Source organism: Pedobacter lusitanus (assembly GCF_040026395.1).
GTDB classification, from domain to species: Bacteria; Bacteroidota; Bacteroidia; order Sphingobacteriales; family Sphingobacteriaceae; genus Pedobacter; species Pedobacter lusitanus.
The window spans coordinates 95,229-110,619 of sequence record NZ_CP157278.1; the positions used below are offsets into that span (position 1 = coordinate 95,229).

The following is a 15,391-nucleotide window of genomic DNA, read 5'->3' on the forward strand; positions in this document are numbered from 1 at the left end:
GCATTGTTATTCTCTGTGTAATTGTTTGATTATTAATAAGAAAAATATAGTAGCTTAATTGCTGTTATGGACTTGCAGAGAAACAAAACTTAAGCAGTTATGAAAATATCATGATAGCTTTATTACTAATAAAACAAATTTATACTGATGAAAAACACATATAAATCCAGCTATTTTACATTGAACATAATCCTTGTTTTTAATCTGCTACTTATTTTACTTCTGATTACGAATGTGCAGGTAAGTATTGCACAATCGCGCAGTGCTATAGGATTTCGTTTTGGTGTAAATAAGCCTTATGCAGATTCTTACAAGTTTGGTGTTGGAGGAGGTGTACAAGCCAATCTGGCTATTAACAGAAAATGGGGATTTGAGGGATCAATAAATTACGACCGGATTAACGGCGATCAATCAGTCTTTTATTCTCCTGTTGAACAGGAAAATATATCTCTGACTGAAGCAAAATCTTTAGATCTGGTACATTTAGATTTGGCTATGAGATATTACATTATTCCAAATTTTTTCGCCAAACTTGGCCCTGTTTTATATTTTGCTGGTGGCAATGATGATTTGTCTGGAATGGGAATCGGGGGAACGGCAGCATTAGGTTATCAGTTGATGCTGGACAAACGTAACAAGCTGGAGTTTGTTTTCAATACTGATCTTATTAATGTGAGAAATGGTGGTAACGGTATTACGCCGATTGCGGGAGTGAGGGTTGCTTATGCCTTTAATTTTAGCGGGCTGTAACCCAAAAGAAAGAATTAAATAGCCTGATGCAATTCACTATAGTAGTGAATGAGGTCATTAAGACTAAATCCACGGTTTAAACCACTCGGGTTTGGTAATATCCAAACTATTGCCCCACAAAAATCTTCTGCCTGATATCCCCATGAAACCTGCTTTTTTCCAGAAAAAGCCATGTAAGCAGGTTTGCCCAGGAAAGCAATATATTTAGGCTGAAAATGAGCCATTTTGGCTTTAAATGCTTCGATGGAATTATCAAATTCGTCTTTTGAAAGCTCGTCTGCCCGGGTTGTTGCTCTATCCACAGCTGTAGTTATTCCATACCCTAAATCCAGGATCGTTGCGTCATTGTCAGGCTCAATTTCGTAGGGTGTAAAGCCTGCCTGATGTAAAACTTTCCAGAAGCGGTTGCTTCGTCCTGAGAAGTGATGTCCGTCTGACGCAGATTTTAAGCCGGGATTGATTCCGCAAAAAATGACTTTCAGGTCTTTGCTGATAATGTCAGTTAACATTGATGGGGCTTGATTTATAGGTAAGTATTTGAATAGGTATAAAGTTATCTTTTATTCCGTTCTGATTTTAGATTTTTGATAATTTTTGATTTCCTCATCATTAGCAGGATAGATTTCGGCTATTTCGTGAACGTTATCTTTAAATACTTTCGTCCGCACAGGAATCCCCAGGCGGTTAGCCTGTTTTATCAATCTGATGTTTTGTTCACTTCTTTTTAAATGCAGATCAATGAAGAAATACTGAGCGCGTGGAAATAGTGCGATACTTGCTGTGTCGTTTTTTACAGACATGATTTCTGGAGCTCCGGCCCCAATTTCAATTGTCGGACCATTTTTAACTCTCTTTTCTCCGGCATTGGTTTGGTGTCTTGTACAGGCAGGGGAGATCAAACAAATAGTACAGAAAGTATAAATAAAAGACTTCATCATTTTAGCTTAACATTAAATATTATACTATGCGTCAAATTAAGCATAATAGTTTAGAATATTAGTGTCCGAAGATTGAACTTGGTATCTATCCGGATAATTCATCCGGGTGTATTATCGGAGATTATAAATACAGTTGAAAAAAAATATTTTGTGATTATATTAACGAAGTTCGGATGGAAGAATTTAAGCTGATTGTTGTTTTGCCTGTGAATTAAAATTTCACACTGTTATCCCTGGTTTATGAAGTAGATTTCAATTTTAAAACCGTCTTGAATAAGAAAATTCAAAAGATAACTGGTTTGATGCCAACAGCTTATTTGAAACAAGAGCAGATACAACTCCAGGCAGAAATCCAGTGACCAAGGCGTACCACTTTACAAAGTGGTACTATTTTAACCTGGTACCACATATTTTTATTGAACTTAACTCATCGAAATGAAAAAAAAGATTTTTTGGTTTTTATTTGCCTTTTTATCTATCGCCATTGGGCTATATCCGCTTAAGTATTTCTTAATGAACGGAAGGGTTGGAATATTAAACTCTAAACCAGAATGGCTTTTATCCAATATGATCTGGAGTGCTGCATTTTATATCCATATTATTTTAGGAGGACTTTCATTGCTCATTGGCTGGGTCCAGTTTAGCTCAAAACTCAGAAATGGGAATCTGAAGCTGCACAGGCAAATTGGAAAAGTATATGTTGTTTCAGCCTTATTAAGTTCTTCTTCAGGGTTCTATATCGCTTTCTTTGCAGGTGGAGGTTTCTGGGCTTCACTTGGATTTGGGTGCTTAGGTGTAATTTGGTTTTGTACCAATTTAATGGGATACCTGGCCATTAGAAATAAACAGATTGTAAGGCATCAGATTCTGATGATTTATAGTTATGCAGCCTGTTTTGCTGCGGTAACCTTAAGAATCTGGTTACCCGTACTGATTTTGATCACTGGTAATTTCAACACGGCATATATTACGGTAGCCTGGTTGTCATGGATACCAAATCTGTTCGTAGCCTGGTTAATCACCTATCGGCGTAATTTTCAGCTTAAAAAATAAGATGAGGTTCATGATTTGGAAATTATACGCTGCGCTTTACAGACAGAAGAGACTGGAACTGAGCAGGAGGTTTTCATCCGGAAAATTGGGAAATAACACCAGTATCAGTTAATACATCATTAGCTGATACTGGTGTTTTGATTATAAGATAATATTCAATTGAGGTTTGTCTGTAAGAGCTTCTCTACTGCTGAACTGAACATCATTTTTTGCGCTTTCCGGCCCCTCGTTGAGAAGTGCAAATGTGATGATTTTATTGCCTGCAGCGAGTTGCAGGTTGATAATACTGGTGACATCTATTGCATATTTCTCAGCTTTATAAACGGTAAAGCTATTCACAAGAGTTCCGTTGGCTGGTGCGTTGTTCCAGGTTAACGAGGTTTCCAGCCAGGAGTTGGCGGAAGTAGTATAGACTTTAATTACCCTGGAAGGATCTGTATTTACTCCTGAGGCATTCAGGACTAACCTCGCGTTTGAAATAGCTGACGAGTTTATAGATGAAAAATCAAATTTCACATAAGATTTTCTGGCATAGGAAGGAACGTCTGATTTCACAAATATCCCGGTTTCTGTACCATAATTCGTAGTCGCATAAGATCCGTTTTTTACATACGTATCCGCGTTGCTTACAAAACCAGTAAAACTATAGATTGATTGAGCTGCACCAATATCAGGATTACTGACTGGTAAAGGAGTCTGGAAATAATCCAGTCCACCATTGTTCGTCATATTAAAGCCTGCAGAAATCAGGGCAGAAGATTTTTGCAATTTGAAACTTTCAACCAGAGCGGGTGCAGAGACGTTAACGAAATCAGGGTTAACATATATATTCCCTGAAACTGTTCCCTGTGGACCATTAACTGCAATTATAGATGCCGGATAAAAACAATTGTTTTGAATGACGCTGGAAGTGCTGAGTGGTTTATCACCAAACTTACTTACAGTACCTTCGGCATATATAATGTTGTTATTGAATATGCTGTTGAAGGCACCACTTTTAAATATATAATCCAGGTTACCCTTTATATAAAAAGTGTTATTATAAATTTTATTGGTAGTACTCGTTGAAATATAGAGAAACAGGCCGTAACCAGGAGTTTGTGCATCATTGATACTTAAGTTATATCTGACGATGATATTTTTTGAACTGTTCATGAACAGCATGAAAGCTCTTTTGTTATCATGAGAATAATTGTATTCAAAAATATCGCCGTCAGTTGTCAGATCCGCATCAAATGACTGTCCATCGTTTGATCCTCCACCTTTAGTATTGAAAACTTCATTAAATGCGACTCTTGTTCCAACACTGTTAATGGTCCAGCAAACAGCATAGTTTAAAGACGTAGTGGAATAAGCACAATTTTTAAAAGTATTTCGTGTAACTGCAGAATTGATTACGTTTGATAATACAATTCCGTCACCAAGAATGTTTTCCAGGTAATTCTGATCAAATACCACATTAGTACTTTTTCCTGGTGCACCTAAAGTCCGTATGCCTTCCAGAGTAGAGTTTTTAACTGTATTTTTCTGCACCAGTACATTGTCTGTATTACCTGCTAAAATGATTCCGCCAGATGATTTATTAGAAGCTGCACTGGTTCCGGGAGCACTTTTTACATCATGAATATCACAGTTGAGTATTTTGATATCGGATCCTCTGACTGAGTCAGCCTGGCTTACATAGATTCCCCTGACACTGGCATTGGTTTCGGTACCGGTGTTGGTAATATCAAAGTTATTTATCTCCCAGTAGGATTGATTATTTAAAGAAATAGCAGAGCTACCGTTTGATCCAGGACCATTAATCTGTGGCTTGTTACCCGTATCATACTTGTTCATGATGATATTGGAGTTTTGAATTCCGGAACCTTTTGGTTTTAGCTGGCCGTTCCAGATACCACCGGATTTGAAAAGGATCTGATCTCCCGGATTAAAAATGATAGTGTTTACCTTGTCAATTGTTTTCCAGGCTTGTGCCGTGCTTTTTCCATCGTTGTTGTCGTCTCCGTTTGGATCTACATAATAGACTGTTCCTGTGACGCTTGTAGTAGTCTTGGTTTGTGCTTCCAGCTTTATCGCTGATTTTTTGCAACTGACCATCATTAATAGTACCAGAAGGATTACTGGGTGATTCAGGTTTTTCATATTTGTTTACATTTGGTTAATGGTTTATGAAATTGAATTTCAGTAATTTGATGGTTAGCGTAGGGTGAATATTCTACTTAAATAGGGGTGAATTTCGCTCGCTGGTTAAACTATTTTAAATGGGAATGCTAAGGGGGATTGCTGCCAATATTATTTATCCAGACCTTTTTCCTTTAACCATTTCGAGAGCTGGTCGGCCACCTGGATATTGTTCAGATCAGAAAATGGAAAGTGTGTGTTACCTTTAAGGCCAATTTCCGGCAGATTTATTACAGTTGTGTCACCTCCATGTTTGTTGATGGTTGCTGTCCAGATTTTCGCCATTTCAAGACCAGAACGCCAGTGATCTTTATTCTGTAACCCCTCCTAAAAATCGGACTGTATAAAAGGCGAAAATTCGTAACTTTAAAAACAGGAAGATGAAAAAGTCAGTAATTAGTGAAAGCCAGATCGTGGCAGCAATCAAGGAACAAGAGTCGGGTAAAAAGGTAGCAGATATCTGCCGTGATTTGGGGATACACCAACCACATTTTATAACTGGAAGAAAAAGTATTCTGGAATGTATAATCAGGAGCTACGCCGTTTGAAGGAATTAGAGGAAGAAAACCGCAGACTTAAGCATATGTATGCTGAATTGGCCTTGGATAATAAGATTCTGAAAGACGTTCTTTCAAAAAAGTTTTAAAGCCCTGCCAGCGTAAAAACATGGTTGCCTATGTGGTGGAATAGCATCAGATTAGCATCAGCAGGGCTTGTCGTGTAGCTTCTCTACCGAAATCCATGTATTACTATAAATCTAGAAAGGATGACTCAGAAACGATTACAAAGCTTCAGGAATTGGCTGGATCTTATCCAACCGAAGGTCAAGATTTATATTATGGGCGAATTAGAACGGAGGGATATAAATGGAATTATAAGCGTGTGAGACGGGTGTATCTACTTCTGGGGCTAAATCAGAGAAGAAAAGCGCGCAAACGTTTACCGAAGCGTGTGAAAAATCCGCTGGCGCGTCCGTTAGCCCCGCTGGAGATGTGGTCTATCGACTTTATGAGTGACGTGCTTACCAATGGGCGGAAATTCAGAACGCTAAATGTAATAGATGATTATAACCGGGAGGCTATTGCCATTGAAGTTGCCCATTCGATGCCTGCCATGCGGGTAACAGAACTATTAGAACGAATAATTCAAGAGCAAGGAAAGCCAAAAAGCATCAGGACTGACAATGGTCCGGAATTTATAAGCAAGGAATTTAATACCTGGTGCAAAGGGAATAATATTAAAATCCAATATACTCAGCCTGGTAGGCCGATGCAGAATGGATATATAGAACGTTTTAACAGAAGCTTCAGGGAAAGCATTCTTAATGCATATTTATTTGAAGATATAATGCAAGTACAAATATTAGCTGAAGAATGGGTAAAGGATTACAATTCTAAGAGACCACATGAAGCATTAGATGGTAAAACGCCGTTAGAATATAGAGCACAATGGAGCCTCAGCATGGAGTCAGCCCCTGCGGAGCTGACTCCATGCTGAGGGATGAAAAATAATATATAAATTTGAATTCTCGCCTCCTAAGCCGGTTCGAAAAAAGGGAGAGTTACAGTGATTTGTAAAGTAATTCTTTAGCAGAAAGAAACGGCTGACCAATCTGCTATTATGAATACTGGTAAAAGTGCTGATCGGACATATGAAATGCTGCATGAGGTCTTTGAAGGTAAACCTGAGCGGGCCGCCATCAAAAAGTTGATGACGGAAATTAATGACCAAGTACAACATTTAAGAAACCTGAACTGGTGTGGTTCAACTTTGCTGAGTATGAAGAAGTCAAGCGCTATTGGAGTTACTGAAATGCAGATTTTAAAGCATATGTAGGAAGGTTCTACAAATGTCTTTTAATACAAAAAGCCTCAATTTGCATTGAGGCTTTCGTGATCCCGCTGGGATTCACACCTAGTGTAAAAATCAACGTTTAAATAGTATTTAGTATGGTTTTTAAATTCTACTCACCGAATTACTCACCATTTATTTTGTACGTTTTAACTGCAATTGCTTGGATGAAAATAGGCAATTTTTCACATAAATAACAATTTTATAAATGAAATTTTTTGGAGATTTAAGTCTAGTTCCGCGGGATTTGAACAGCAGACTTTAAGGACTATTCAACTCCCTTGTAATACTCCTTATAAACCCTTGCAATTGGAACTATCTTTAGTAACACCTATTCAAAATAGATTATTTGTATTCAAGTTAAGACAATTTTCATCGATCTGTCTATAAGATATTCTAACGTATTTCCTAAAGTTTTAGTTTATAGAAAAGGGCTTCCTTGTAATTTTTACCTATCGGTATTTCATGCTTGTTTATAAAGATACGGTTCCCTTCAATACGATCAATTTTTGATTGATTCACAATAAATGATCGATGCACTTTAATAAAGAGATTGGGGGGCAATTGCTTTTCCAGACCGGAGAAAGGAATGGTTTGGTATAGTATGCTATCGACGGTAACTATTTTGCTATAATTGCGATTCGCTTCTGCAAACAATAACTTGTCATAGGCTATACGAAAGATCTTACCTTCTGTTTTAATAAAAATAGAATCCTGGTTTTCCATCTCTTTTCCGGAATAAGAGATGGGCGTAATGATCCTGTTTATGGCTTTATCTACAGCTATGATAAACCTTTCCAATGAAAAAGGTTTCACCAGGTAATCGCAAACAGATAAATCGAAAGCATCGACCGCATATTGCTTATAAGCTGTAGTCATAATTACTTTGGGCATCACCTTAAGCGTTTGCAAAAAACCGACACCGGTAAGCACTGGGAGATGGATATCTAAAAAAATCAGATCAATCTGTTTGGTCTCTAAGATAGCTTTTGCCTCGAGTGCATTACCGCAAATGGCTTCTATTCGTAATTGTGGCAAATAATTACAATAGGTAACCAATAGTTCTCTGGCCAGCGGTTCATCATCAACAATAATACAACTGATCTGATCCATTTATTTTGTTTTTAACCAAAGTTCAACTTTAAATTTATTTGAGGTACAGCTTTGTTTCAACTCGTATTCACCGGGATAAAGTAACTGCAGCCTTTTGGTCACGTTCGCTATACCAAAGCCCGAACTGGGGTTTTTACTAAGATTTTCAGCACTTTGATCGCTGTAACTATTTTCTATTTCAAAATAGATATTTCCATTTTCTGTTTTACAATTCATGTTGATCCCTATTTCCTGTTCAAAGGTGTTTCGAGCATGTTTAAATGCATTTTCAACAAATACAATAAGCAGCATCGGGGCGACTTTTAGCTGTTTTGGAGCCTCTTGCAGATTAACCCTTAACAAAAGCCGGTCTGAACTTCTAATGTTTTCCAGCTCAATGTAATTTCGGATATATTCCAATTCATCCGCTAATGGTACCAGCTCCTGATCCGCATCGTAGACCGAATAGCGTAACAATTCAGATAACCTGAGCAAAAGAGGAGGCATTTGATCAGGTCTGTTAATGGACAAACTATACATATTGTTCAACGTGTTAAACAGAAAATGAGGACTTACCTGCGAGCGCAACAAATTCAGCTCACTCTCTTTTTTTTGTTCAGCAAGCATCAAACCATTCATTTTTTCTCTAATGGCGCTTCTGATCACAGCGATAAAAAAGCCGCAGAACATCACTATAAAGCTACAGCTCATGATCGTTATGGAAGATTCGATGAGGTGATTTAAAGGGACATCCTGCCCGAAAAGGTAAACAAAAATGGTCAGGCCAACAATATCATAACCAATGAGTGAAATGACAAGCAATAACAATAAGCCAGCCCACTTACCATTAAGTAACCATTTGCGGCAGAACCACCTGCCGGTATATAAACAACCTAAAATACAGATGTAAACTGCTACCGCACCTGGGGCATAGCTCCATTTACGACTTACAGAAAGTATAAATACCATCAGGACCAATAAAGCGGAGCAAAAAAAAAGGTGAACCCGCTTTTCTTTTTCAAAAAAGGTCTCGAAATAGGCAGTTGGTCGTAGTTTCATGAGTTAAATGTGTCAATTCATCTCGTAAATATAGCATATCCCTTACCAAAATGCAGTTCCGCATGTCATAATGCATTAAATGCCTGACAAACGGTTTTGTCCTGCTAAAAGCTATTTAGGTCAGCAGATTCTGGCTTTCTGACCTGCTATTTTCTTTATTGGATTGCTGAGTTACATTTTTGATCCTATTACTTCAAACCAAGAACTATGGAGCTCCAGATCAGTAACTTATGCAAAACGTATTCAAACGGGATACGGGCCCTGAACAATATGACACTCAGTATCAATAACGGACTGTTTGGGCTGCTTGGACCAAATGGTGCTGGCAAATCCTCATTAATGCGCACTATAGCCACTTTACAGGAAGCCGATAGCGGCAGTATTTTTTTTAGATGGTCTTGATGTATTAAAAAACAAGACAGCGGTGCGGCAATTATTAGGCTATTTGCCGCAAGAATTCGGTGTGTATCCAAAAGTATCGGCTGAGCGGCTGTTGGACCATATCGCCCAGTTGAAAGGTGTAGGAAATACCATTCACCGAAAAGAATTAGTAAGCGCATTACTGGAACAGGTTAACCTGTTCAATGACCGAAAAGCATTTACCTTTTGTGAATATTGAATAGCCTCATTCATAATCTGCTTTTCTCCGGCTGCAATACCCGAAGATGCAGGTCTGATAATTGTGTTCTCAAGAAGTTGATCAATGTCATGATTGCATAAAGCATTCGAATTGTAATACGCCTCAAATTCTTCAGGTGTCCACCATTTACCAGTAGGTTTGTGATACAACCCACATTGGCAAGTAGCGCATCCTTTATCAATGGCCTTAATCTGACCCAATCAACTTTTTGTTGACCATAATGACTTATACCCATAGAGGCAAAGCTAATAATTAATATCTTGAATTGCTAAAAATATTAGTAAAATGTTTTAGTGGAATATATTATAAACTATGGAGAGGTGAATTTTTCGTAAATAAGTATTATATCAGGTTAAATTAATCAGCATAGATCTTGAGATCGAAATAACAGGGCTTCCATGATTTCTGAGATGATGCAAAATGGAAAGGTCATATAATTTATATATCAGGAGTTGGGGACATCTTTATATGACTGTCTTACAGATGTTAATTGATTTTTATTAAGGATATTTGCATTTTCGGCTTTATTTTTGTCAAACCCTGGTATGACAATTAATAGTGACCTTTCTGATTCAGAGCTTTTAGCTTTACTGGCAAAAAGTAATGAGTCTGCATTTTCTGTCCTTTATAAGCGTTATTGGAAAAAGGTTCTTGCTGTAGCCGTTTATAAGATTAGTTCAATTGAAGAAGCTGAAAGTATAGTACAGGATATTTTTTATTCGTTGTGGCAAAGAAGAGAAAGTTTAGAAGTCAGCATTAGTTTTAATAATTACCTGATGGCATCAGTTAAATATCGTGTAATTAAGGTATTAGATAGACAGCGAAGAGAAAGACTTTTTCAAGAGAAACAGAGTACATTTGTAGATATTTTAGATGATTCTACACAAGAATACCTGGAGTGTGCTGAATTGACCAGAAGATTAGCATATCTCGTCAAACAGTTGCCGGAAATTCCCAGGCTTATTTATAAGCTTAATAAAGATGAAGGAAAAAGCTATAAAGAAATTGGAATTGAGCTTAATATGACCGAGAAGGCTGTAGATGCGCATCTTTTTCGCGTAAAGAAGAATCTTCGCGAAAAATTGGGAATATTCCTTTTTAGTTTCTTACTGTAGTAATAAATACAATAAATTATACCAATGACTGATCAAAATACGCTTCAGGATCTTGCAAATAAATGGCTTAAGGGAACAATTACGCCTGAAGAAAAGGAGAAGTTCAATAATTGGTTTAGTGAACTAGCTGAAGAACCTATTGAAATTACTGAGTCCTACGCAGTATCCGAAGAAGCACACGAGAATAAGATGTGGAATATTATTCACCAAAAGATTGCACAAGAGAAAAAACCTGTTGTAAAGCGTCTTAACAGGAGAGTATGGATTGCTGCAGCTTCATTGTTTGTAATTTGCAGTACCGCCTTGTACCTGACATTACATTCAGGAGATCAATCTAAAGATACGGCCAGCTTTACTGCTGTTATTAAGCCAGGGGGGGACAAAGCTTTTTTGACTCTTGCAAATGGCAAACGCATTATTTTAAAGGATATAGCTAGTGGAGTATTGGCTACTGAGGCCAATGTTCAGATTTCCAAAACGGATGAAGGACAACTGGCTTATCATTACGTTAATGATGATCGTAAAACAGCCGGGCCAGTATTGTATAATATTATTGAAACCCCCAGGGGTGGAGAATACCAGGTTCTATTACCTGATGGTAGTAAAGCATGGCTTAATGCTGCTTCAAAATTGAAATATCCGGTAAGCTTTGCAGCTGCTAAAACCAGAACAGTAGAACTCAGTGGAGAAGGTTATTTTGAAGTTGCAAAGGATAAAGAGCATCCTTTTCAAGTAAAAACGGATAATCAGGAAGTAGAAGTCCTGGGAACTAAGTTTAATATCAACAGTTATAAAGATGAAGCTATTGTAAAAACTACCTTAGTCGAGGGCCGTGTTAAAGTTTTTTCGTCTCAAAACTCAAAAATCCTGTTGCCCGGCCAGCAAGCTAAACTTCAGGCAGGATATATAAAAGTAGAAACAGTAAATGCAGTAAATGAAATTGGCTGGAAAAATGGAAAATTTACTTTTAATGATGAAGAATTGGGTAATGTTATGCGCAAAATTTCCCGTTGGTATGATATAGAAGTGGTTTTTCAAGATCCTCAAGCTGCTAAAAAAGTATTTAGCGGTAAGATGTCCAGATCTGATGATATAAATACATTGCTTAGAAAACTTCAGAAAACAGGTGAAGCTAAATTTAAAATTGAGGGGAGAAAAGTAATTGTACTATGATCATATGATATTGACCAATTATCTATTCGGCAAAAAAAAAAATAAAAAGATTGTCGTTTTCTTAATTTCGATTGCTTTTTTGCCCCTGTGTTCACCAGTTTTTGGACAGAAATTTACATTAACAAAGAAAAATATATCAATTGAACAGCTATTCAACGAGATTGAAAAACAGACGGGATATGATATAATCTATTCTAATAAAGATTTAAATGACAGCGAAAAATTAGACGTCAATTTTAAAAATACTACACTTGATGTGGTTCTGAGCTATTGTCTTAAAAACCAGTCGCTTGATTTTACATTTGATGAGAAAACCATAATTATTAAAAGTAGAAATACACCATCTAATTCTATCACTAAAGTGACTTTACCTGGTTTTATATCAATTAATGGAAAAGTGACTGATGAAAATGGGATGCCCATGGCGGGGGCATCGATAATAGTTAAAAACTCATCCAAGGTAGCCGTTGCAGATAAACAAGGTTTTTTTTATTTTAATGAGCTTGATGAGCTTGCAGTTTTGGAAGTGCATTATGTTGGATATGTAACACAAACAGTTCCAGCAGCTGATCTTATTAATCAACCTGTTGTCAGATTAAAGGTGGATTCAACCATACTTAATGAAATAAAAGTAGTTTATACCGGTTACCAGGATATCAAAGCTGAACAATTTACCGGTGCTGCAAGTTCTATCAGTAGTAATAGTTATCAAACACCGATTATTACAAACAATTTTACTGATGGATTAGTAAACAAGCTGCCGGGCCTGGTAATTAATGATAATTTGAGTTTTAATGGAAAGGAATTATTTCAGATCCGGGGAATTTCAACAGTAGTGTCTGCTTCAGCTCCGCTTATTGTGGTGGATGGTTATCCAACTGAACTTGATATTTACACCATCAACCCGAATGAAATAGAATCTGTAAGTGTATTAAAAGATGCATCCTCGTCTTCCATCTATGGGATGCGGTCGGCTAACGGGGTGATTATCGTAAACCGAAAAAAGGGGCGAAGAGGGAAACCTCAGATTCAATTTCTGAGTACTTTTAGTTTCACTCCTAAAGAAGATTATACAACTTACAGGTTTGCTCCATCCAATACTGGAATGAAGTATAGTATAGACTTTTATGATTTTAATGTTCAGGATATTTATAATCCGCATAATGGGACTGAATTTTATAAAACTAATGGAACATTATACCGGCCTGGAATAGAACCATTCTTCGATTTGCAATCAAAAAAGATTACAAGGTCTGAAATGGAAAAAAAGATGACAGATCAGTATGCTTATGATAACGCCAAAGATTATGGACGGCTGTTTGAACAGAACAGGATAACACAGCAATATGATGTAAATATCTCTGGAGGAAGTGATAAACTATTATATTTCTTGTCTTCAAACCTGACCAGAAATCAGCTTTCACAAGCCAGATCTAAAAATCAGCGCTTCTTGCTTTCTGGCAGGGCAACTTACAATCCGGGCAGTAAAGTATCCATATCTATGTCTGCTGATTTTATCCAGGGTAAGGAAAGCAGCGTCCCAGTACCCAATTTAATGGATGTCTACTCATTTGAACATTTCACTGATAGTAATGGCAATCCTGCACCAATAAGTTTTAATTCCAGGATAAATCCTATATATAATGCTCAGAAGATGGCATGCGGATTTCAGGATAATCTAAATTATCCGATAAAGGAGATGAATGAAGTTGGTAGTTCAGACAAAATTAATACAAACAGAATTAATACCACTTTGGATTATAAAATAATCCGTGGGTTATCATTTAAATTAGGTGGCGTATATGAATATAGTTCGCAAAGCATAAATCGCTATGCTACAGCTAATTCGTCTGAAATTAAGCAATTAATGAATCTTTATTCGGTTTTGCTGCCAGACGGGGGGCTTGAATATGTGCTTAAAGATGGAATTTCAACTCAAAACTCGTTTACTACCAGTAATCTGACCGTTCGCGGGCAATTGAATTATGAAAAAGAGTTTGGACATGATCATTTAATTAATTTGATTTCGGGAATTGAGGTAAACAAATTCACAGTTAATAATAAGATTTCATCTTACCTTGGGGATACTGATAAGGGAATATTACAAAGCCGGGAAAATTTGATTGATCTTTTCAATAATGGCCAGCATATTTTAAACCCTTTATTTCCTGCTAATCTTCCACTGAATCCCAGTACTTTTTTTTCACAGCCACATAAAGATCAGAGGTATATATCGAACTATCTTAATGCTATTTACTCATATCAATCAAAATATTTACTTTCAGGGAGTTTGAATATGAATCAGACTAACCTGAATCTTACAGCCTCAAAATTCAGGTATAATCTTCTTTGGTCTGTTGGCGCTGCGTGGAATATTGAAAAGGAAAATTTTATGAAAGGTTTTTCATGGATCAATGCTTTGAAGCTACGTATGTCCAAAGGGACCCGGGGTAATATCGCTACCATAAGTACACCCGGTATTCTTACTTTACCTGGCTACAACCGATATACCATACCTGTATCACAAGCCCTGGATTTGATCAAATTTGAAAATAGTAATTTGCATTGGGAGGTTACAAAAAGCTCCAATTTAGGATTAGATTTTTCATTTTTCGATAAGATATCAGGAAGTATAGATTATTATAGCAAACAGAGTACTCAACTCCTTAGCAATTCTGCCATAGACCCTACAAAGGGAGGCCCCTTGGCTGCAACTAATGATGCAAGTATTGAAAATAAGGGAATAGAATTGAATTTAAATGCAGACTTGCTAACAGGAAACAAATTAAAATGGAATACGGGAGTTGTTTTTTCCTATAACAGCAATAAGGTTTTGGGCATATATATTGATAATCGGACAATGAGCTATAACTATCTCAATAATAGTAATTCCGCAAATAGCTATATTCCTGGATATCCGGCTGGTTCAATTCTTAGTTATCCATTTGGAGGTTTGTCTAACGGTGGGCTACCGGAGGTACGTGTTAAAGATGGGGCTGAAAAATCACCATATGATCAGGGACTTAAAGAATTAGTTTATTCGGGAAATGGGATTCCTCCCTATACCATTGGACTAAGTAATCGTATTGATATTGGTTCTTTTTATCTGTATACTATGATAGATTTTTATACCGGATTTAAAATACGGGTCCCAAGAATAGGTCCGGGCGGTACACGTCCTTTGGAAGGCACTGATAATTATTTCAAAAAGGCTGGGGACGAGAAAAATACAGATGTTTTAGGTGTTTATACTGAGCGGTTATTTAGCTACTTTGATCAAATGGTTTATCAGTTTTCTGATACTTATGCAGTAAATGGCAGTTATATTTTATTAAGGGATGTTACTTTAGCTTGCAGGCTTAACAGCAGGGTGTTAAAAAACTCCCGCCTGAAAAAATTAGAGATTAAGGTTCAGGGAACTAATTTATTGACACATGGATTTAACAAGTATAATTATAGTGCGGCTACCGGAGATTTCTCAAGAAGGAATTTGGTTCCTACATTTTCACTAGGTTTATCGGCTAATTTTTAATCTT

Annotated in this window: 15 protein-coding genes and 1 pseudogene; 10 read left to right on the forward strand and 6 right to left on the reverse strand. The window is 36.9% G+C overall.

The window, feature by feature from the left end; translation table 11 throughout:
• Positions 1–147 precede the first annotated feature (147 nt).
• Positions 148–750 (forward strand): hypothetical protein, encoded by a 603-nt coding sequence (locus PL_RS00460; protein WP_041884742.1) that lies wholly within the window; start codon positions 148–150, stop codon positions 748–750.
• Positions 751–764: 14 nt separating this feature from the next.
• On the opposite strand, the gene mug is transcribed toward PL_RS00460, so the two are convergent.
• Positions 765–1,259 carry a G/U mismatch-specific DNA glycosylase gene (mug, locus tag PL_RS00465; RefSeq protein WP_041884743.1) on the reverse strand — a complete coding sequence of 165 codons (495 nt, stop codon included), beginning with the start codon at positions 1,257–1,259 and terminating at the stop codon, positions 765–767.
• 51 nt (positions 1,260–1,310) lie between these two features.
• Positions 1,311–1,688 (reverse strand): hypothetical protein, encoded by a 378-nt coding sequence (locus tag PL_RS00470; protein ID WP_348620722.1) that lies wholly within the window; start codon positions 1,686–1,688, stop codon positions 1,311–1,313.
• 435 nt (positions 1,689–2,123) lie between these two features.
• On the opposite strand from PL_RS00470, the gene PL_RS00475 reads away from it, so the two are divergent.
• Positions 2,124–2,741: a DUF2306 domain-containing protein gene (locus PL_RS00475; RefSeq protein WP_041884745.1), complete on the forward strand. Its 618-nt coding sequence runs from the start codon at positions 2,124–2,126 to the stop codon at positions 2,739–2,741.
• Positions 2,742–2,882: 141 nt separating this feature from the next.
• Here PL_RS00475 and PL_RS00480 read toward each other — a convergent pair whose 3' ends face one another.
• Together PL_RS00480 and PL_RS00485 are read right to left on the reverse strand one after the other, a co-directional pair.
• On the reverse strand, positions 2,883–4,886 hold the full coding sequence (locus tag PL_RS00480; protein WP_041884747.1) for a DUF7594 domain-containing protein: 2,004 nt from the start codon (positions 4,884–4,886) through the stop codon (positions 2,883–2,885).
• 150 nt (positions 4,887–5,036) lie between these two features.
• Positions 5,037–5,210, reverse strand: coding sequence for a hypothetical protein (locus PL_RS00485; RefSeq protein ID WP_235324616.1), 174 nt, complete (start codon positions 5,208–5,210; stop codon positions 5,037–5,039).
• 95 nt (positions 5,211–5,305) lie between these two features.
• Here PL_RS00485 and PL_RS25975 point away from each other — a divergent pair.
• The 3 genes and pseudogenes from PL_RS25975 (at position 5,306) to PL_RS00500 (ending at position 6,761) form a co-directional block, all read left to right on the forward strand.
• Positions 5,306–5,571: pseudogene (locus PL_RS25975) on the forward strand (transposase).
• Positions 5,572–5,627: 56 nt separating this feature from the next.
• On the forward strand, positions 5,628–6,422 hold the full coding sequence (locus PL_RS00495) for an IS3 family transposase (RefSeq protein WP_348621875.1): 795 nt from the start codon (positions 5,628–5,630) through the stop codon (positions 6,420–6,422).
• 123 nt (positions 6,423–6,545) lie between these two features.
• The gene (locus PL_RS00500) at positions 6,546–6,761 is read left to right on the forward strand and encodes a hypothetical protein (RefSeq protein ID WP_041877334.1); all 216 of its coding nucleotides are present in this window, start codon (positions 6,546–6,548) and stop codon (positions 6,759–6,761) included.
• Positions 6,762–7,184: 423 nt separating this feature from the next.
• On the opposite strand, the gene PL_RS00505 is transcribed toward PL_RS00500, so the two are convergent.
• The gene (locus tag PL_RS00505) at positions 7,185–7,889 is read right to left on the reverse strand and encodes a LytR/AlgR family response regulator transcription factor (protein ID WP_041877332.1); all 705 of its coding nucleotides are present in this window, start codon (positions 7,887–7,889) and stop codon (positions 7,185–7,187) included.
• Positions 7,890–8,927 (reverse strand): sensor histidine kinase, encoded by a 1,038-nt coding sequence (locus PL_RS00510; protein WP_348620726.1) that lies wholly within the window; start codon positions 8,925–8,927, stop codon positions 7,890–7,892.
• 270 nt (positions 8,928–9,197) lie between these two features.
• Here PL_RS00510 and PL_RS25980 point away from each other — a divergent pair, with 270 nt between their 5' ends.
• The 5 genes from PL_RS25980 to PL_RS00530 all read left to right on the forward strand — a co-directional run bounded on the left by PL_RS25980 (position 9,198) and on the right by PL_RS00530 (position 15,387).
• The gene (locus PL_RS25980) at positions 9,198–9,329 is read left to right on the forward strand and encodes an ATP-binding cassette domain-containing protein (protein WP_431357147.1); all 132 of its coding nucleotides are present in this window, start codon (positions 9,198–9,200) and stop codon (positions 9,327–9,329) included.
• 22 nt (positions 9,330–9,351) lie between these two features.
• Entirely contained in the window at positions 9,352–9,546 is a 195-nt protein-coding gene (locus tag PL_RS00515; protein ID WP_200890670.1) for a hypothetical protein, read from the forward strand.
• A gap of 566 nt (positions 9,547–10,112) precedes the next feature.
• Positions 10,113–10,682 (forward strand): sigma-70 family RNA polymerase sigma factor, encoded by a 570-nt coding sequence (locus tag PL_RS00520; protein ID WP_041877326.1) that lies wholly within the window; start codon positions 10,113–10,115, stop codon positions 10,680–10,682.
• A gap of 24 nt (positions 10,683–10,706) precedes the next feature.
• Positions 10,707–11,855, forward strand: coding sequence for a FecR family protein (locus PL_RS00525; protein ID WP_041877323.1), 1,149 nt, complete (start codon positions 10,707–10,709; stop codon positions 11,853–11,855).
• A 4-nt stretch (positions 11,856–11,859) separates the two neighbouring features.
• The gene (locus tag PL_RS00530) at positions 11,860–15,387 is read left to right on the forward strand and encodes a SusC/RagA family TonB-linked outer membrane protein (protein WP_041877320.1); all 3,528 of its coding nucleotides are present in this window, start codon (positions 11,860–11,862) and stop codon (positions 15,385–15,387) included.
• The last annotated feature ends 4 nt before the right edge of the window (positions 15,388–15,391 follow it).